Origin of the sequence: Porphyromonas sp. HMSC065F10 (assembly GCF_001808555.1) — a bacterium.
Taxonomy (GTDB): domain Bacteria; phylum Bacteroidota; class Bacteroidia; order Bacteroidales; family Porphyromonadaceae; genus Porphyromonas_A.
The window spans coordinates 21955-41014 of the sequence record NZ_KV793752.1; the positions used below are offsets into that span (position 1 = coordinate 21955).

A 19060-nucleotide genomic window follows, 5' to 3' on the forward strand; every position below is an offset into this window, starting at 1 on the left:
TTATATATTGAGTGATTGATTCTTCTTCCGGAGGGACTCCTCATCAACTACGAAGATGTCATTGAGCATCCGTCCGAAGCCATTGTAGTCCAGTCCGTGACCCACGATAAAGTCATCCGGGATCTCCTTCCCCACATAGTCCAGTACCAGGGATGCATCCTTGTGTGCATTGGGCTTATCCAGCATAACAGCGATGCGCACCTCCTCAGCACCTCGGGAGAGGTAGAGTTTCTTAATCTCTGTCAGGGTAAACCCGGTGTCCACGAGATCTTCCAGCACCACCACTACGCGTCCCATGACATCGATCTGTGGAGCCATTACCTCCGTGAGCCGCCCCGTGGAGTGCATGCCCGAGTAAGAGCTGTACTTCGCAAAGGTCATCTCATAAGGCTTGTCCAGCAGGTGAGCAATGTCAGAGCCAAACATAAATGCCCCATTGAGGATACAGACAAAGAGAGGATCTCTGTCTCCCACATCTGCGATGATCTCCTTAGCAACTCTCGCAATGTGAGGGTGCAGCTCCTCCTGTGACAGATAGGGCTTAAAGGTCAGCCCATCCACCTCTATTGACTTCATGATCTACGTTCCTGAGATTAAAAAACAAATTTACCATAAAGTATGTGCTTATGCCACCCCTTTGGTCAAAAGATCGTCAGAAAGTCTCGCATCAAGCCTGCATAGCGGACGCTATAACCAGCCCCTGTGGAGATGGTCAGTAGCTCCTCCGTGCAGTCGCTATGCCCTCCACCGGTCCACAGTCCGATGACTCGCTTGCAAGCCTTACCTGCTATGGTCTGTATGAGACAGCGGTGAACCATCTCCAGCCCGCAGGATAATGCTGCACGATCGTAGAGGGGTAGTACGCTTGTCGGGAGGACCACCGCGATGTATCCACTCGGCGATAGCAGCTCTGTGGAGGTCCCGAAGAGCACCTCCGGAGGCAAAGTCCCGCTATGTCGGGCGATCTGACGCTGCTCATCCCCGGGGAGGTAGCTCCCATTGTGATAGGGCGGGTTGCTAACGATCAGATCGTACTCACGAGGTGAGGTCCCAGAGCTTACTGAGCTGTAGTCCCCCTCCGTGAGGCTGAGTCGGGATGCGAATGGAGAGCGAGAGAAATTTCGCCTCGCAGTCTCTGCAGCCCCATGGTCAATCTCAATGGCAGCAACCTCTGCGGAGGGAAACATCTGAGCCATCATAAGTGCAATGACTCCCGTCCCGGTCCCCACATCGAGTATCCGCTGAGGCCGGATAAGACTCTTCCTCAGCCACTCGATGGTGTATGCGCCCAGCAAGGTGCCATCGGTACCCACCTTCATAGCTGCTTTGCCCTGCTCAAGGTCAAAGCCCTTCATGCGGAAGACGGACATAAGTCTTTCTCCTGAAAGAAAATCAGAAGTGAAATGCCTCTCGGATCTTATCTACGAGATCCGTTTTCTCCCAGGCAAAGAGCTCCACCTCCTTAGTCAGCGTCCGGCCATTTCCGTCCGTGAAGGACTTTGTGGCTACTCGTGGTGTGCGACCGATATGCCCATAGGCAGAGCTCTCCCGATAGATCGGTGCCTCCAAGTGAAGTGATTTGATGATGTGGTAGGGCCTGAGGTCAAAGAGAGAGGACAGCATCGAGGCGATCTCGCCATCCGTCTCGCGTACCCTGCTCCTGCCGTAGGTATCTACATAGATGCTCACCGGATCAGCCTGACCGATGGCATAGGCGACCTGGATCTTGATTTCGTCGCTCACACCAGCGGCTACCAAGTTCTTGGCGAGGTACCGAGCCGCATAGGTGGCTGACCGATCCACCTTGCTTGGGTCCTTGCCACTGAAGGCTCCGCCACCATGGGCAGCCCGACCGCCATAGGTATCTACGATGATCTTGCGCCCTGTCAGGCCGGTATCTCCGGCAGGACCCCCGAGGACAAAGCGTCCCGTAGGATTGATCAGGTACTTCACCTGATCGTCGAGGAGGTTCTGGACCTTAGAGCTGTACTTCTCGATCAGCCTCGGGATCACAATACGCTGGACATCCTCCGAGATCTTCTCCTGCATCAGTCGATCAGCCTCTGCCTGGCTCATCCCATCGTGTGGCTTCACGAAGTCATCGTGCTGTGTGCTGAGGACAATAGTATTGACTCGCTTGGGTGTGCGATCGATATTGTACTCTAGAGTCACCTGTCCCTTGGCATCCGGGCGGAGGTAGGGCATCAGCTCCGGCTCCTCCTTGCGGATCTGTGAGAGGATCTGCAGCATCGAGTGAGCCAACTCGATCGGTAGAGGCATATAGTTGTCACTCTCGCAGGATGCGTAGCCAAACATAATCCCCTGATCGCCGGCACCCTGATCCTCATCTGCCTCGCGCACAACCCCCATATGGATGTCCGGGCTCTGCTCGTGTATGGCGCTGAGGATGCCGACAGACTGGGCGTCGAAGCCGTACACTCCCTTGGTGTAGCCGATGTCAGCGATCACTCCTCTCACGACAGACTGTAGGTCTACGTACGCATCAGAGGTGATCTCGCCTGCTATGAGTACCTGACCTGCAGTCACCAGTGTCTCGCAAGCGACCTTACTCTTGGGATCCTGGGCAAGGAAGTTGTCCAGGAGGGCGTCGGAGATCTGGTCGGCCACCTTATCGGGGTGTCCGTCGCTCACTGACTCGGAGCTGAAGAGATAGGTATCGGATGTTTTCATATATCAATGAACCTAATAGATAGTATAGTGTCTGTAATCCGAGAAGAGACCTCACTCTGTCAGCACCCAATGCTCGAAGCCTCTCTCGGTCAGGCGCCACGGCTCGGGAGCGAGAGCTCCGACCATATGGTTTATTGACTCAAGAGTGCCTTTTAGCATTGTTTTAGCGTGGTTGCAAGCAGACACAAATCTCTCCACGTGATCTAATATCGGTGCAAAGGTACGATATATTCTTGGCACAAATAGGCTACTCGGCGCATCTGTGTCCGAGATCCGGGAGAAATACGCGTTTCGATCGTCGTTTTGAGCCCTCACTTCGGATCCAGTGACAAGCTCAAACTAATATCGGTATTAGAGAAATCTATTACCGGTAATAGAGACGACTAATATCGGTATTAGATAAAACTCTTCAGTAGGATACTTTTGCCATGATCCTCGAGCAACTTTCTGATGAGTTAGGGACAGTGTGAGAGTAGGGTGTTACCTTTTTTGTTATCTTTGTGGCGTTTTTGACTATGCCAATTAATAACTATAACTCTACCAATGGATAAAGTAAGTTACTCGCTCGGACTGAGTCTCGGCAATAATCTCGTCAGCAGTGGCATCAAGGACCTCAATGTAGAGGACTTTGTGCGCGGACTCACCTGCGTCCTTGAGAGCGCTGAGCCTGAGATCACCTATGAGGAAGCTGAGGAGGAGCTGAAGAACTACTTCACCCGTCAGCAGGAGGAGCAGTTCCATAACAATAAGGCTGCCGGTCAGACCTACCTGGCTGAGAATGGAGCACGCGAGGGGGTGGTAACTCTCCCCTCAGGTGTCCAGTACGAGGTGCTTGTGGAGGGCAATGGCCCTAAGCCATCACCCACGGATACCGTTCGGTGCCACTACGAGGGATCTCGCATTGATGGCCAGATCTTCGATAGCTCTATTCGTCGAGGCGAGCCCGCGACCTTTCCGGTCAATGGCGTTATCAAGGGCTGGCAGGAGGTCCTGCCGATGATGCCTGTAGGCTCTAAGTGGAGAGTCGTGATCCCTGAGGAGCATGCCTACGGGAGCCACGGTGCCGGTCAACTCATCGAGCCATATATGGCGCTTATCTTTGAGATTGAGCTACTCGGTATAGAGGGGAAGTAAGTCCCTATGGAGCTCTTTTATTGAGAAATAATTCAACTACACTTATTTATACACACAATCAACATGAAAAAGACCGTAGTAACGCTCCTCGTCGGCACGATTGCCGCTATGGGAGTGATGACGGGATGTGGCAATGGTCAGGGGACCGCAAAGCTCGTGACCCCTCAGGACTCTGCTGCATACTTCTTAGGTCTCTCGCAGACTATGCCTCTGCACGAGCAGTGGGATCAGTATCAGTATCAGGTGCCTGGTGACTCTGCGTCCAAGAAGGACCAGTTCATCAAGGGTTTCCGTGATGCGCTCACCTCAGGCAGTGCCAAGGCAGCCTACTCCAATGGCTACCTAATGGGCTTCCAGCTCATTGACTCTTGGGAGGGCTTTAATGCCCGTATCCCCGGTGACTCTCTCGATAAGCAGAAGTTTATCGATGGTCTCATCGCCGGTCTCTCCGGCAAGGTAGATACGACCCTGACGATGGATGCCATCAATAACTATATGCAGGAGTACTTTGCCAATGCGCAGAAGATCGTAGAGGATAAGAATAAGAAGGCCGGTGCCGACTTCCTCGCTGCTAATAAGTCTAAGGAGGGTGTTGTGGAGCTGCCCAGCGGCCTGCAGTACCGTATTGACAAGCTCGGAGATGGCATCAAGCCTGCTGCTGAGGATACTGTAGTCGTCCACTACAAGGGGACCAAGCTCGATGGTACCGTCTTTGACTCCTCTTATGATCGCGGTGAGCCTGCAACCTTCCCCCTTACGGGAGTCATCCAGGGCTTCAGCGAGGGACTCCAGCAGGTGCCTGCCGGATCCAAGGTGACGCTCTGGATCCCCGGTGATCTTGCCTATGGTCAGCGTGGCTCGGGTGATCAGATCGGTCCGTTCGAGATGCTTACATTCGAGATGGAGCTTCAGGAGGTACGTCCCGCAGCTAAGAAGTAAGCCGGGCATTGTGCCTTACTGATAAGGCATTGTGTCCTTGATAAAAAGGAGTGTGTCGAGTCTTCTCGGCACACTCCTTTTGCATTGTTAGTTTTTCTTTACATTTGTGACGTGGTTATTGAGTTGCAATATACGTTGTATAGATAGCCGATTACCTATCCTATTAGTTTCGTTAGTATTATGAAACAGGTATATAACTTATCAATCCTGCTGATCGGGCTTATGATGCTTCTATCAGGCTGCAGCTTGATGAAGCTCTTCACCTCGGAGCCAAGGGACGTCTGCAAGGCGCAATTGGAGACCAAGGAAGGGGCTACCTACACCGGGTATCTCAGGATGCCTATGTCGGGGGACAAGGAGCTCAAACTCTTTGATGACCTCGCCCTCACCCAGTCAGCCGGCACCTTCAAGTCGGAGGACCTAAAAGGCATCGAGCTAAGCAACCCCAAGAAGCCGGACTTGAGCTATCGCTTTGAGTACAAAAAGTTCTCCGCCTTCTTGCAAAGCAATACCGCATGGATGGCCCTCGTAGATAAGGGGCCTGAGCTTACGGCCTACCTCCTTGCCTCTTCGTACAAGATTGACGAGAATGGGGACATCTTCTTCATCGGTTACGAGCAGAGGACCATACGTAGTGGAGGAAGTATGTCTGTGGTAAAGCCCAGCTTCCCGCTATTCTTGGAGAAGCGTGGAGGCACCTTGAAAAAGGTCGCTCTGGTACACGGAGTCAACTATGAGGGGTCTCAGTTTAGAGGCGGAGTGGTTAGGTTCCTTGCCGATGATCCGGAACTCTGTAGCTATGTAAGGGGACTGAAGTGGGAGTTTGAGGACATTGATAAGGTGGTGAAGTACTACGATCCTCACCGTAAGGGTGAGCTGGTCATCAAGGATGACCAGGGTCAAGTCATCACTCTGCCACCATATAAGATGGTTACCGATGCGCTGTCGGGCGAGCTTATCTATACTGCGGATTTGGCTAAAAACCTAACGCCCCACTTTGGGATGGCCTCCTACCTCGGGCTCCGCTCATCACTCGGGACGTACTTCACCTATGGCGGGGCTGTAGGGGTCAATCAGCCCTGCCTCGTGGATGATACGGCGCTGATAACGGAGGATCCGAGCTTCTTGATGAAAGATCGCAAGGAAGTGGAGGTGCCTAAGGAGTTCATCAAGCGAGTGACCCTTTTTAGCTTCAATGCTTTTGCGGGTCTACAGGTACCGCTTGACCTGAAGTCTGTCTATGTCATACCTTCTCTGAGTGGATGTGTTACCGGTGACCTTCACTCCGACTACAGCTTGATCAGTGTTGGACCACTCGTAAGGTGCGACTTTGGCATCCCCTTGAAGTATGGGAGTATGCTCTTCCTTGGCGCCGGATACAAGTATGGCTTCCCCATCAAGGATGCAGACGAGATGGCAGCGGACAATTACAAGAATGTGACCCCTTATGGTCAGTCTCATACTGTCTTCCTGACCATCGGCTATATGTACTGATCCATAGATCTTAATTAATAAGGGCGCAAAAGAGAAGTCTCTTTTGCGCCCTTATTATTCCTGATGACACTGGCTATTGACGACGGATAGTGGCCCGATAAATCATAGCTCCGGTCTGATGGGCTGTCGGGTCCAGACCCTGTAGAGTCTTAGGAAGAGTCTCTACCCAGTCAATCAGGGGCGCAATCCCCTCCTCTGTATAGCTCTCTCGCAACCAGTCGGTAGCTCCGCTGTGGAGTAGGGTGATCATATCTCGTCTCAGCTCCTCTCGCACGCCATTGAGTCCCTCCACGACTAACCAGGCTGCTCCCTCGACAGTACCATTCTCTAAGTCGGTAAATCGAGTAAAGGTGCCTATCCTGAGTCTTGGTTGTCGGTCAGGTGACTGAGCCAAGCCTGCTTCTGTGATGAGGTCCGAGTAGAGTCGGTCTGCCTCATCGTGCGCATAAGTTACCATCGGAAAGGACTCGCTGTAGCCCTTATGCCGGAAGAACTCTTCCCAGTCAGCTCGATTAAGCAGCCGTGCTGCCGATACATTGTTAGCTGTCAGCTGGGTGTCTCCCCATTTGTCGTCTATATCTATCATAATTGTTACTTCTCTTGGTGAGGAGACAATATACTTTAATTTGTGGAACTGCGCAGTAGGGCAAGGTGATCTTTATATGAAAAAAGGTCCCTAACGCTGTGTTAGAGACCTTTCTTTAGAGAGGTGCCTGGCGGATTCGAACCGCCGTGAACGGATTTGCAGTCCGGTGCATAACCACTTTGCTAAGGCACCTTGTTGTTGATTGTGGTGCAAAGGTCACGAAAAAGAATGACATAGGCAAGTCGTTGGCTCGGATGGGATGTCCCTCGAGGACTTGGGGAAGTGAGAGTAAAGGGGTAACTTTGACGAGGAAGAGACCTACTATCACTAAGCTTAACCGATCGGTCTCACTCATTACTCACCTATATTAAGTGTATGAAATACGGATACATCAAGGTGGCTGCTGCCGCTCCCTTTGTGCGTGTCGCTGACTGCTTCTACAATATTGATCGGATCGAAGCTCTCGTCAGACGTGCTGTGGATCAAAAGGTGGAGGTCCTTGGCTTCCCCGAGTTGTCGATCACCGGCTACACGGCCGGCGACCTTCTGCTACAACCCTTCTTGCTGGAGCAGGCAGAGAAGGCGGTGCTGGAGCTTGCCAATCGCACCGCCGACACCGACATCCTTTTCTTTGTCGGTATGCCTCTGAGGGCAGAGGAGAAGCTCTACAACGCTGCCGTCGGTATACAGGGAGGGCGTATCTTAGGTGCCATCCCGAAGACTTTCTTGCCTAATTATAGGGAGTTTCAGGAGAAGCGCTGGTTCTCCAGCTCCTATGAGCTCGCCTATTCGACTATTGAGATCGGGGACCAAGAGGTGCCTATAGGTCATGATCTGATCTTCCGTCATAAGGACGTCGGTATCGGAGTGGAGATCTGTGAGGATATGTGGGCACCGATCACTCCTGGAGTCCGTCTGTCGCTCCATGGGGCTCACATCATCTTTAATCTCTCGGCAAGTAATGAGAATGCCGGTAAGAACTCCTACCTCCGTGCGCTGATCTCAGGGCTCTCCTCTCAGGCGATCAATGGATATGTCTACAGTAGCTGTGGTCATGGTGAGAGCTCGACAGATCTGGTCTACACCGGTAAGGCGTTTATTGCGGAGAATGGTACGATCCTGAAGGAGATGGAGCGCTTTGACCTGAGTGAGAAGCTGATCGTCAGCGATATTGACATCGCTCGCATCAGGACTGAGCGGATGCTCAATAGTACCTTCCGCACTGCGGCTACGAAGTATGCAACAGAGAAGCTCATTGTCGTCCCCTTTGACCTCTCAGAGCAGGATGACGACTATGTGATGACACGTCCGGTGGAGCGCAATCCTTTCATGCCGGGCACAGTGGACCTTGAGGAGCGGAGTGATGAGATATTTAAGATCCAGGTGACCGGTCTCATGCAGCGTCTTCGCCACCTAGGTAACCCCAAGATGGTCATCGGTGTGAGTGGTGGATTGGATAGTACCCTGGCGCTACTCGTCTGCCGTCATGCCTGCAAGGTACTTGGGCTCGCGACTCGTCAGATCATCGGCGTGACGATGCCTGCTGAGGCAACGAGCGATCGTACAAAGTCCAATGCGGACAAGCTGATGGAGCTCTTGGATATTGATAGTCGAGAGATTCCTATCAGTGCAGCAGCTATGGATCACCTGCGGATGATCGGTCATAATGCAACGACACAGGACACGACCTACGAAAATGCTCAGGCGCGCGAGCGGACTCAGATACTGATGGATCTGGCAAATATGGAGGGCGGCATCGTCATCGGTACCGGAGATCTCTCGGAGTTGGCCCTTGGCTGGTGTACCTACAATGGCGACCATATGAGTATGTATGGTGTCAACGCTTCGATCCCCAAGACCAGCGTACAGATGATCGTCACTCGCCTCGCCGGGCAACCGGATGTGTCCCCGGAGCTCAAGAAAGTCTTGCTTGATATTGTGGCAACTCCGGTATCTCCTGAGCTTACCTCCACCTCCCCCGAGGAGGGGCGGATCACTCAGCGTACCGAGGATCTGATAGGGCCATACGAGGTGCACGACTTCTTTATCTTCCATATGATCTACAGCGCTTACTCTCCTGCTAAGATCCTATACCTTGCTCAGAATGCCTTTGGTGATGACTACACGAAGGAGCAGCTCAAGGAGTGGATGAAGATCTTCGTGAAGCGCTTCATCTCTCAGCAATTCAAGCGCAACTGTAGCCCCGATGGACCAAAGGTGGGGGCTGTCTCTCTCTCCTCGAGAGGCTGCTGGCGTATGCCGAGCGATGCCTCTGCTGATATGTGGCTGAATGAAATAGACAAATTTTGATACCTTTGTCGCCCACGTTTATTTTAGGATGATTAGGAATGATTGAAGTCAACGATCTCGCCATACAATTTGGAGGGAAGACCCTTTTTAAGGACGTTAATCTGAAATTCCTCCCGGGGAATTGCTATGGTGTTATCGGTGCCAATGGAGCAGGAAAGTCTACCCTGCTCCGTATGATCAGCGGAGAGCTGTCACCCACGAGAGGCACCATCACCTTTGGACCCAGTGAGCGACTCTCCGTACTGTCGCAGGATCACTTTGCCTTTGACGACGAGACGGTGCTCAATACCGTTATGCAGGGACATAGTACCCTCTGGGCGGTGAAGGAGGAGAAGGATGCACTCTATGCCAAGGAGGACTTCTCCGATGCGGACGGTATCCGTGCGGCAGAGCTAGAGGAGAAGTTTGCCCTAATGGAGGGGTGGAATGCGGAGAGTGACGCAGCTCAGCTGCTGAGTGGACTCGGCATCCCGGAGGAGCTCCACGGAGAGCTGATGGCCAACCTTAATGGTAAGCAGAAGGTGCGGGTGCTACTTGCTCGCGCCCTCTTTGGCAAGCCGGACAACCTGCTCCTTGATGAGCCGACCAACGACCTTGATATCGATACGGTGGCATGGCTGGAGGACTACCTCCAGGACATCGACAATACCGTCTTGATCGTTAGCCACGACCGACACTTCCTCAATGCAGTCTGCACCGACACCGTAGATATTGACTATGGCAAGGTGACTCTCTATCCGGGTAACTATGACTTCTGGTATGAGAGTAGTCAGCTGGCGCTGAAGCAGCTCCAGCAGCAGAATAAGAAGATGGAGGAGAAGAAGAAGGAGCTGGAGGAATTCATCCGTCGCTTCTCCGCCAACGTGGCCAAGAGTAAGCAGACCACCTCGCGTAAGAAGATGCTGGATAAGCTCAATGTCGAGGAGATCAAGCCCTCCACGAGACGCTACCCCGGGATCATCTTTACTCCTGATCGTGAGGTGGGGAATAAGATCCTGACCGTAGAGGATCTGGCGGTGAAGGCTCCGACGATCGATGGATCGGGCGAGGAGTTGCTCTTCTCCCGGGTGAGCTTCAATGTAGAGAAGGATGACAAGGTCATCTTCCTCTCCCGTGATCCGCGGGCGATGACCGCTTTCTTCGAGATCATCAATGGAAATCGCGAGCCCCTCGAGGGACACTACGAGTGGGGGCAGACGGTCACATCGGCCTACCTACCGCTAGAGAATGGTAAGTTCTTCGACTCCTCAATCAATCTTGTGGACTGGCTGGCACAATTCTCTGCGGACACCAATGCGGTCTATCTCAAGGGGTACCTCGGTCGTATGCTCTTCCGAGGAGAGGAGCTGGAGAAACAGGTGAAGGTCCTGAGCGGAGGAGAGAAGATGCGTTGCATGATCGCACGGATGATGCTCACCAATGCCAATGTCCTTGTCCTCGACTCTCCCACCAACCATCTGGACCTAGAGAGCATTCAGGCTTTCAATAACACGCTGATCAACTTCCCGGGAAATATCCTGATGGCGAGTCACGATCACCAGTTTATACAGACGGTTGCCAATCGTGTCATTGAGCTTGGCCCCAATGGCATCATCGATAAGCGGTCGGACTTTGATACCTATCTGCAAGACCCCGTAGTGGCGGAGCAGAGGACAAAAATCTATAACGAGAGCGAGGCATGATAAATGTAGGTATAGTAGGTAGCGAAGGGTATACCGTCGCAGAGTTGTACAGCCTCGTGATCAAGCATCCGGATGTAGATCTCCGGATGATCTACTCTCCATGGCGTAGTGGGATGAATGTCTCGGAGCTCTACCATGATCTCCACAGTATGCGGACGCTGCGCTTCACCGATGAGGCGGACTTTGAGGGGCTTGATGTCCTCTTTATCTGTCTGCCGAGTGGTATGTCGCGAGCATTCCTGGAGAGTCATCCCCTGCCGGAGGGCATCCGCGTGATTGACTTCGGTCATGAGCACCGCCACTCTGTTGATGCGGACAAAACCTTTGTCTACGGCTTGGTCGAGGCCTATAAGGACGAGATCATCGATGCGCAGTATGTCTCTGTCCCAGGCTCCTTTGCCGAGGCAGTGGAGCTTCCCCTCCTACCTCTGGCGCGGGAGGGTCTCCTCCAGAGTGACCTGCATATCCACTGCGTCTCCGGTAAGACTCAGGCGTTTGCTCGTCCGGAGAAAGACAAGGGGCTATCCTACGAGGCGATTTTTGACCAAATGCACGTCTACTCTCCTTTCTCTCATCACCAACAGGACGAGATCTATAGGACGCTGTCTGACCTACAAGAGGGTGGATTTCATAAGGAGATCAGTATGATCCCGATGCGGGGTGGCTTCAATAGAGGGATGTACTCAACGATATACATGAACTCCCCCCTCACTGCTGAGGAGGCGGAGAAAATGTATACCGACTTCTTTGACCCATCCGCCTTTGTCTACATTACGGACGAATACCCGGACGTGAGGGACACGCAAAATACGAATAATACCCTTATCCACCTCACCAAGCTGGATGACAAGTTGCTCATTGTCTCCTCAATGGACAATCTGATGAAGGGGGCTGCCGGGACGGCGATCCATATCATGAATACTATGTTTCGCCTCGTAGAGACGACCGGGCTGGAGCTGAAGTTTACCAGTTACTGATCCGTTAAAGTTTATCTCCAAAGGTCGTCCGGTAGGGGGGCAGCGTCGGAGAGCTCGCACATCAGCTCTTCTTCGTCTACTACGTAGGCCGTAAAGGCTCCGGAGACCGGGAATCGATTGAAGTAAGGGTTTCGGGTGCTGAAGAAACGGATCTCACTTATCTCGGGAGACTCTATGACGGCATCGTGGTAACGTCGGATACGCTGGGCGATCCGAGGCAATACCTTGACCATAGGACCTTGGGCGGTAGTTAGTACCGCAACTATATGCCACCGAGGACGGCGATCGATGTGATCGGTCGTTCCTCTCGGTAGATGGTGAGAGATACTTATGTGGCGACCGCCCTCCTTATTGATCCTCTCCATCATCTGCCTAAAGAGTGTCCCGTGGGGCGCATCATCACGCTTGCCTGATAGGTCGATCGCGTAGTGGATCATCTCGTGGAGCAGCGTGTCCTCATATACTTCGCGAGGAAGATCCATCCGGACATTGATCTTGATCTGACGGGTCACACCGGAGGTACGCCGACGATGCACATACATACCTGCGTAGCTCTTGACATCACTCAGCAGGATGGGAATAGGGGGTAGGGCGTCCCTGAAGAAGGTCTGATTGAACTCTCCAAATCTTTCCTCCAGAAAGTCAGCTGTAGGTCTCATACAGCAAAGTTAACCAAAGGATGACCATCTTGTGTTTTGTGCTATGCACTTGAGATTGGTATCATTTATTCGCTTATATTTGACCATTAGATAACCCTTCAAGACGATTGTTATGAAATCAATGACTTTACCCATTATGGCGGCGCTCGCTATGCTGCTAAGTACCCAACTGACGGTAGCCGAAACGCCAGACAAGATCGTGTCACTTGGCTTTTCTCCCTTAGAAATAGAGATTGAGGATGGTATCATCGCCCGGGTCGCTCGTGGAGATGACGAGCGTGTTGAGATCTACTGTGATGAGCCCGGTGAGATCATCTGCAAGAAGGACTCAAGGAGTGGCTCACTAGAGCTGAAGCGTAAGTCTCGGAAGATTACAAACTTCTTCCAAGATCTGCGTAAGCTAAAGTGTATCGCCATCATTGTGACCAAGGATCCCTCTGCCATCAGAGAGATCTCGTGTGACTCCGGAGCCTCTATCAAGATGGATGATAAGGGTCTTCGCTTCAGCTCGCTGTCGCTCTCTGCCGACTCGGGCGGCGAGATCCGTATCAAGGGCGACTGCCCCGTGATTGACATTGAGGCGGACAGCGGAGCCCGGATCAGCGTGTCGGGAGTCTTTGGTCACCTTGTAGCCTCGGCCGACTCCGGTGCCGGTGTGACTATCCGAGGTGATATGAAGCGAGGGAGCTTCAGTGTCGACTCCGGAGCTAGGATCAGCGCCAAGGGGCGTGCGAGCTTTGCTGAGGTGGAGTGCGACTCCGCAGGGGTCTTTGACGGCAAAGGTCTTATCGCAGATGAGGCGGACCTTGAGGCGGACTCCGGTGGTGTGATCCGGATCACCTGCCGAGGAGAGTACAGGAGCGAAAAGGACTCCGGTGGTGTGATCGAGGTATCACGTCCCAAGTGACTCCCTAATATCCCCCCCCAAAAAAAATACCCGAGGGGGTGTCGATTAGCTAAGATCGACACCCCCTCGGTTCTTATTATTGAGCTAGTATCAGCCGCACCTGGAGGTGCCGCAGTCCTTACAGATCAGGCACCCCTCCTGGTAGACTAGCTGATGGGAGCCGCAGTTGGGGCAGGTCTGACCATCTGCCACTGTCCCGGATGTGATGTACCTTCTGAGAGCTCGCTCGACACCATTCTTCCAGGTATTGATGCTCTCATTCCCGAGGTCAAGTCCGCGGACGAGATTGACCACCTGATCGATCGGCATACCATAGCGGAGGACGCTGGAGATGAACTTTGCATAGTTCCAGAACTCAGGATTGAACTTCTCATCCAGTCCGGCAACTGTGGTCCTCAGTCCCCGCTTATTGGAGAACTCGAAGTCGTAGTGCTTGGATCCGTCCGGCTCATAGATCTTGATGATCTTGCCTTGGGTAACACGCTTCGGAATGTAGAGACCCTCATCCTCATCATCGATACCGGTGAAGATCTCGTAGGGACGACCGTCGCGCATACCGATGAAGGCGATCCAGCGCTCCTTGTTGTTTTGGAAGCGAATGATGTCCGCCTCCAGCTCGTCAGGACGCTTTAAGGGCTCCTTGCCGTCTGCAGTGAATGAGAGTGTCTGCAGCTCGGGCTCCTTTTTCTCCTCCTTCTTCTTCGTGGAGAGAAGCACGCCGTCACGTGAGCCCTCACGGTAGATGGTGCAGCCCTTGCAGCCTGCTTCCCAGGCTGTGAGGTAGAGGGTATTGACAAGCTCCTCGTCTACATCGTTGGGGAGATTGACGGTGACGCTGATGGAGTGGTCCACCCACTTCTGCATCGCACCCTGCATCTTGACCTTGGAGACCCAGTCCACATCATTGGCGGTAGCCTTATGGTAGGGCGAGCGCTCAACGAGAGCATCGATCTCCTCCTGCGTGTACTCCTTGTCAGTGGGGATCCCGCTCGCTCTCATCCAGTCCCTAAACTTGGGATGATAGACGATAAACTCCTCAAAGACATCCCCCGTCTCGTCGGTAAAGGTGGGATGAGTGCTGTCCGCTACCTCATTGCTATTTACCTTGCGCCGACGCTTGTAGACCGGCATAAAGACCGGCTCGATGCCGGATGTAGTCTGGGTCATCAGGCTGGTGGATCCGGTCGGAGCGATGGTCAGGCAGGCGATGTTTCGGCGACCGTACTTGACCATATCCTCATAGAGCTTAGGGTCAGCCTCCTTGATGCGGAGGATAAAGGGATTCTCCTCCTCACGCTTGGGGTCATAGATCTCAAAGGCTCCACGCTCCTGTGCCATCGTGACGGAGCTGCGATAGGCGCTAAGCGCAAGCGTCTGCTGGACCTTAACGGCGAAGTCAGTCGCCTCCTTAGTACCATAGCGAAGGCCCAGAGCGGCCAGCATATCTCCTTCGCCTGTGATCCCAAGTCCGGTGCGGCGTCCCTTGAGCGTCTTCTCCCGGATCTTCTCCCAGAGGTGGTGCTCAACATACTTGATCTCGTCGCTCTCCGGGTCACTCTTGATCTTGGCGAGGATGGTGTCGATCTTCTCCTTCTCAAGGTCGATGATATCGTCCATCAGTCGCTGAGCGTAGCCGATATGTTCTCTGAAGAGGTCAAAGTCAAAGGAAGCGTGATCTGTAAATGGATCCTTGACGTACCCATAGAGATTGACTGCCAGCAGGCGGCAGCTGTCGTAAGGACAGAGCGGGATCTCTCCACAGGGATTGGTAGAGATGGTCTCAAAGCCAAGGTCCGCATAGCAGTCGGGGATTGACTCCTTGAGGATGGTGTCCCAGAAGAGGACACCTGGCTCGGCACTCTTCCACGCATTGTGGATGATCCTGCCCCAGAGCTCGCGCGCCCTGATGACCTTGGTGTACTTCGGATCTCCCTCGCTGTCGACCGGGAATCGGAGGGTGAAGTCCTTGTCGTCACGCACAGCCTCCATAAAGTCGTCCGTGATGCGGACAGAGACGTTGGCTCCTGTCACGGCTCCCTCCTCCATCTTGGCATCGATGAAGTCAGCGACATCAGGGTGCTTGATGGAGCAGGAGAGCATAAGAGCGCCACGACGACCATCCTGTGCTACCTCTCGGGTAGAGTTGGAGAAGCGCTTCATAAAGGGGACAAGCCCGGTGGAGGTGAGGGCGGAGTTGCGAACTAATGATCCCTTGGGGCGGATTCCGGACATATCATGTCCCACTCCGCCACGGCGCTTCATCAGCTGCACCTGCTCCTCATCGATCTTGAAGATCGCCCCATAGCTATCAGAGGGGCCGTCGAGACCGATCACAAAGCAATTGGAGAGAGAGGCTATCTGCAGATCGTTGCCGATGCCGGTCATAGGGCTGCCCTGCGGGACCAGGTATTGGAAGTGGTCCAGCAGATCTACCACCTGACTCTCGGTAAGTCCGTTGGGATACTGTGCCTCGATCCTCGCTATCTCCCGGGCGATTCGGTGGTGCATATCTATAGGAGACTTCTCGTAGAGATTGCCGTCGGCATCCTTTAGTGCGTACTTCGTGGTCCACACCTTGGCCGCCAGCTGATCTCCTCCAAAGTACTCCAGAGTAGCTTCGTACGCCTCATCGTACGAGTATGTTTTCTGAGTCATGAGTGAGACTTGACTTATAAGGTTGAGTGAAATTTTCCACACAAAGGTACTCTATTTTTTCTTCCGATGGGAGACTTTACTCCACAGTTTTGGATAACTTTTTACGTCACATTGCTACGAAAGTTTACCACTTCGTGGCACTCAGAGTCATAGCTTACTTCCTTAAAATAGTCATTCCGAGAGGGAGGAGTTTTTAGTACCTTTGTGCTGTTATAATATAGCTCTGATCATCCTATGTGTCATAATCATCCCACTGAGCATCTGAGCGATAATGCTCCTGCTCTGAAGTATATCCTTGAATCACTCCGAAGCGAGGCGAGGCTAATGTCAAGGCGACTCCTGCTTAGCGATGCTGAGTGCGAGGCCTCGCCTTCCTCTCCACAGGAGCCGCTCCCAGAGGGGGCGACCGGAGCTCTGCTCTCTGTCGCAGTGGAGTCTGGTAGGCTCCTGAGCTTGGTGGATGGGTCTCAGGACCCATACAATCTTCATCTCATCCCATACTCCTTCCGGAGTAGTGGCGATGCGACGCTCCGCTCAGCGCTCTCGTGTGCAGAGCTGATCGCTGCGATGGAGCAGGGAGAGCTTGATCCGAAGGACGAGGGAGCGATAAAGGAAGTGAAGGGCTCGCTGGATGCCCTTCGGGAGACAGTGGCGGTGGCTTCGATGACGGGGCTACCGATGCCGGTGATGTCAGCTGCACTGCACTTCTTCCTACAGATAGCGTACCGAGAAGAGAGACAGAAGTAAGGATGGGTATTTCACTGGATCTGCAGGCTCAGGACACAGGATCAGACGCACGTGCCGGGGTACTGCACACACCGCACGGAGACATACACACACCGATATTTATGCCGGTGGGTACGGTCGGCTCCGTCAAGGCGGTCCATATGCGGGAGCTTAGAGAGGAAGTGGGTGCGGAGATTATCCTCGGCAATACCTATCACCTCTACCTGAGGCCCGGGACGGAGGTGCTGAGAGCTGCAGGAGGTCTGCAGAAGTTTAATGGCTGGGGAGGACCGATACTGACGGATAGTGGAGGCTTCCAGGTCTTCTCGCTCACCGATACGAGGAAGATGACGGAGGAGGGCGTCACCTTCCGTAGCCACATTGACGGGAGCAAGCACCTCTTTACTCCCGAGCGGGTGATGGACATCGAGCGACTGATTGGGGGCGACATCATGATGGCCTTTGATGAGTGTCCTCCCGGGACTGCTGATCGTCGCTATGCCAAGGAGTCACTGGATCGCACTATGGGGTGGCTGGAGCGATGCTTCCGCCGCTTCCGGAGTACCGAGCCCCTCTATGGCTATGGACAGTCACTTTTCCCGATCGTGCAGGGAGTCGTCTATCCCGAGCTGAGACGCGAGGCGGCAGAGCGCGTGATTGAGTACGATGCTGATGGGTATGCCATCGGTGGGTTGAGCGTAGGAGAGTCCAAGGACGATATGCGCGCCATGATCGAGGTGGTCAATGGGGTACTCCCCAAGGATCGCCCTCGCTACCTGATGGGCGTAGGTACACCGCAGGACATCCTTGATGGCATCGAGCGGGGGATAGATATGATGGACTGTATTATGCCTACACGAGATGGTCGCAATGCAAGGCTCTACACCTGGAAGGGGACGATGAATATGCGTAATGCGAAGTGGAAGGAAGACTTCTCTCCCCTTGACCCCTATGGCACCTCTTCCGTGGATAGAGACTACACCAAGGCTTACGTTCGTCATCTCTTTGCAGCGGACGAGCTGCTGGCTCTGCAGATAGCGAGCATACACAACCTCGCCTTTTACCTCGATCTCGTACGGACAGCAAGGAAGCATATCTTGCAAGGGGACTTCAGCAGCTGGAAGTCGAGTGTCTACGAGGACTTAGATCGTCGGCTATAAGCATATATGGGACGCAAAACCCGTGACAAGAGTGCCTGGTACTCCTTCCTGTCCAGGATGGGGATCCTGAGGATTGATCGCTATATCATCTGGCGCTTCCTCTCTACCTTCCTCTTCACCCTCGCCCTCATCATGGCAATTATTGTAGTGGTGGACGTGCAGGAGAAGCTGGACAACTTTATGAATCCTCTCCTGACTATGCGCGAGATCATCGCCTACTACATTGCGCTGATCCCGTACTTCGCCATCCTACTGGCACCGCTATTCATCTTCATTGCGTGTGTCTTCGTGACGAGTAAGCTAGCAGCCCGGTCGGAGATCATTGCGATGTCATCGGCGGGGATGAGCTTTAATAGGCTGCTTCGTCCCTATATGATTGCGGCGGCCATTTTGTCGGCCTGCTTCTTTATCCTCTCCAGTGAGGTGATCCCCTATCTCAATAGGACACGCATCGACTTCACCAATCAGTGGGTGTACAATAGGGAGGTGAAGCAGGGGGACAATGTCCAGCTGGCTGTCCAGCCGGGTGTAAACGCATTCTTCAGCACCTATGACAAAGACAGCTACACCGGCTACAATTTCTCCCTTGAGCAATTTGAGGACAATACGCTCAGCAGCCGCTTGACCGCTCGGCGCATTGAGTATCACCCTGACAGTATCTATCACTGGACTGTCTACGACTACCACATAAGAGATTTCCATGGACTGGTAGAGAAGGATACGATGGGTGATCAGCTCGATACTCTGCTGATGATCACCCCGCAGGATATCCTCATCTCCCCTGAGGATGGGGAAAAGCTTACGACAGGTCAGCTCTATACCTATATACAAGCGCAGGAAAAGAGGGGTATGGGGAATATCAAAAACTTTCAGGTCGAGTATCACAGGCGATTTGCCAGCATCCCTGCTGCATTCATCCTCACGCTGATCGGTGTCTGTCTCTCCGCACGTAAGGTAAAGGGGGGCATTGGACTCAATGTTGCCCTTGGACTGCTGATGGCCTTTGCCTACATCCTCTTCTACACCATCTCAGCCTCTTACGCCATCAGTGGGGCTATGTCTCCCTTTATGGCTGCTTGGCTCCCCAACCTGATCTTTATCCCCATCGCAATCTTCCTCTACTGGCGCGCACCGAGGTGA

General features: G+C 53.3%; 16 protein-coding genes and 1 tRNA gene. 10 read left to right on the top strand and 7 right to left on the bottom strand.

Annotated elements, in window-relative coordinates; all coding sequences use genetic code 11:
• The 3 genes from HMPREF2890_RS01520 to metK all read right to left on the bottom strand — a co-directional run bounded on the left by HMPREF2890_RS01520 (position 1) and on the right by metK (position 2691).
• On the bottom strand, positions 1 to 576 hold the full coding sequence (locus tag HMPREF2890_RS01520) for a phosphoribosyltransferase (RefSeq protein ID WP_070464340.1): 576 nt from the start codon (positions 574 to 576) through the stop codon (positions 1 to 3).
• 65 nt (positions 577 to 641) lie between these two features.
• Complete coding sequence (locus HMPREF2890_RS01525; protein ID WP_070464343.1) at positions 642 to 1370, bottom strand: tRNA1(Val) (adenine(37)-N6)-methyltransferase; 729 nt, start codon at positions 1368 to 1370, stop codon at positions 642 to 644.
• Positions 1371 to 1392: 22 nt separating this feature from the next.
• The gene (metK, locus tag HMPREF2890_RS01530; RefSeq protein ID WP_070464345.1) at positions 1393 to 2691 is read right to left on the bottom strand and encodes a methionine adenosyltransferase; all 1299 of its coding nucleotides are present in this window, start codon (positions 2689 to 2691) and stop codon (positions 1393 to 1395) included.
• A gap of 543 nt (positions 2692 to 3234) precedes the next feature.
• Between metK and HMPREF2890_RS01535 the strand changes: the two genes are divergently transcribed.
• From HMPREF2890_RS01535 to HMPREF2890_RS01545, 3 genes are all read left to right on the top strand, one after another.
• Positions 3235 to 3825, top strand: coding sequence for a BamJ family beta-barrel-assembly machinery protein (locus HMPREF2890_RS01535; RefSeq protein ID WP_070464346.1), 591 nt, complete (start codon positions 3235 to 3237; stop codon positions 3823 to 3825).
• 63 nt (positions 3826 to 3888) lie between these two features.
• The gene (locus HMPREF2890_RS01540) at positions 3889 to 4764 is read left to right on the top strand and encodes an FKBP-type peptidyl-prolyl cis-trans isomerase (RefSeq protein WP_070464348.1); all 876 of its coding nucleotides are present in this window, start codon (positions 3889 to 3891) and stop codon (positions 4762 to 4764) included.
• A 180-nt stretch (positions 4765 to 4944) separates the two neighbouring features.
• The gene (locus tag HMPREF2890_RS01545; RefSeq protein ID WP_070464350.1) at positions 4945 to 6258 is read left to right on the top strand and encodes a hypothetical protein; all 1314 of its coding nucleotides are present in this window, start codon (positions 4945 to 4947) and stop codon (positions 6256 to 6258) included.
• A 73-nt stretch (positions 6259 to 6331) separates the two neighbouring features.
• Here HMPREF2890_RS01545 and HMPREF2890_RS01550 read toward each other — a convergent pair whose 3' ends face one another.
• Complete coding sequence (locus HMPREF2890_RS01550; RefSeq protein ID WP_070464352.1) at positions 6332 to 6844, bottom strand: hypothetical protein; 513 nt, start codon at positions 6842 to 6844, stop codon at positions 6332 to 6334.
• 121 nt (positions 6845 to 6965) lie between these two features.
• Positions 6966 to 7036 (bottom strand) — tRNA-Cys (locus HMPREF2890_RS01555).
• Positions 7037 to 7219: 183 nt separating this feature from the next.
• Here HMPREF2890_RS01555 and HMPREF2890_RS01560 point away from each other — a divergent pair.
• Genes HMPREF2890_RS01560 through HMPREF2890_RS01570 form a run of 3 tightly spaced genes read left to right on the top strand, consistent with a single transcriptional unit; the run spans position 7220 to position 11813 of the window.
• Entirely contained in the window at positions 7220 to 9154 is a 1935-nt protein-coding gene (locus tag HMPREF2890_RS01560; protein ID WP_070464354.1) for an NAD(+) synthase, read from the top strand.
• 38 nt (positions 9155 to 9192) lie between these two features.
• Positions 9193 to 10836 carry an ABC-F family ATP-binding cassette domain-containing protein gene (locus HMPREF2890_RS01565; protein WP_070464356.1) on the top strand — a complete coding sequence of 548 codons (1644 nt, stop codon included), beginning with the start codon at positions 9193 to 9195 and terminating at the stop codon, positions 10834 to 10836.
• The gene (locus HMPREF2890_RS01570; RefSeq protein WP_070464358.1) at positions 10833 to 11813 is read left to right on the top strand and encodes a hypothetical protein; all 981 of its coding nucleotides are present in this window, start codon (positions 10833 to 10835) and stop codon (positions 11811 to 11813) included. The genes HMPREF2890_RS01565 and HMPREF2890_RS01570 overlap by 4 nt, the downstream gene beginning before the upstream one ends.
• A gap of 11 nt (positions 11814 to 11824) precedes the next feature.
• Here the strand turns inward: HMPREF2890_RS01570 and HMPREF2890_RS01575 are convergent, their stop codons facing one another.
• On the bottom strand, positions 11825 to 12472 hold the full coding sequence (locus HMPREF2890_RS01575; protein WP_070464361.1) for a SprT-like domain-containing protein: 648 nt from the start codon (positions 12470 to 12472) through the stop codon (positions 11825 to 11827).
• A 112-nt stretch (positions 12473 to 12584) separates the two neighbouring features.
• On the opposite strand from HMPREF2890_RS01575, the gene HMPREF2890_RS01580 reads away from it, so the two are divergent.
• Positions 12585 to 13379, top strand: a complete 795-nt coding sequence (locus HMPREF2890_RS01580; protein ID WP_148130643.1) for a GIN domain-containing protein — start codon at positions 12585 to 12587, stop codon at positions 13377 to 13379.
• Between the two features lie 90 nt (positions 13380 to 13469).
• Here HMPREF2890_RS01580 and HMPREF2890_RS01585 read toward each other — a convergent pair whose 3' ends face one another.
• Entirely contained in the window at positions 13470 to 16034 is a 2565-nt protein-coding gene (locus HMPREF2890_RS01585) for an adenosylcobalamin-dependent ribonucleoside-diphosphate reductase (RefSeq protein WP_070464365.1), read from the bottom strand.
• 324 nt (positions 16035 to 16358) lie between these two features.
• Between HMPREF2890_RS01585 and HMPREF2890_RS01590 the strand changes: the two genes are divergently transcribed.
• Genes HMPREF2890_RS01590 through HMPREF2890_RS01600 form a run of 3 tightly spaced genes read left to right on the top strand, consistent with a single transcriptional unit; the run spans position 16359 to position 19060 of the window.
• Positions 16359 to 16781, top strand: coding sequence for a hypothetical protein (locus HMPREF2890_RS01590; protein ID WP_070464367.1), 423 nt, complete (start codon positions 16359 to 16361; stop codon positions 16779 to 16781).
• 8 nt (positions 16782 to 16789) lie between these two features.
• A complete protein-coding gene (gene tgt, locus HMPREF2890_RS01595) occupies positions 16790 to 17920 on the top strand; it encodes a tRNA guanosine(34) transglycosylase Tgt (protein WP_070464551.1) in 1131 nt (376 codons plus the stop codon).
• A gap of 57 nt (positions 17921 to 17977) precedes the next feature.
• Complete coding sequence (locus tag HMPREF2890_RS01600; protein ID WP_070464554.1) at positions 17978 to 19060, top strand: LptF/LptG family permease; 1083 nt, start codon at positions 17978 to 17980, stop codon at positions 19058 to 19060.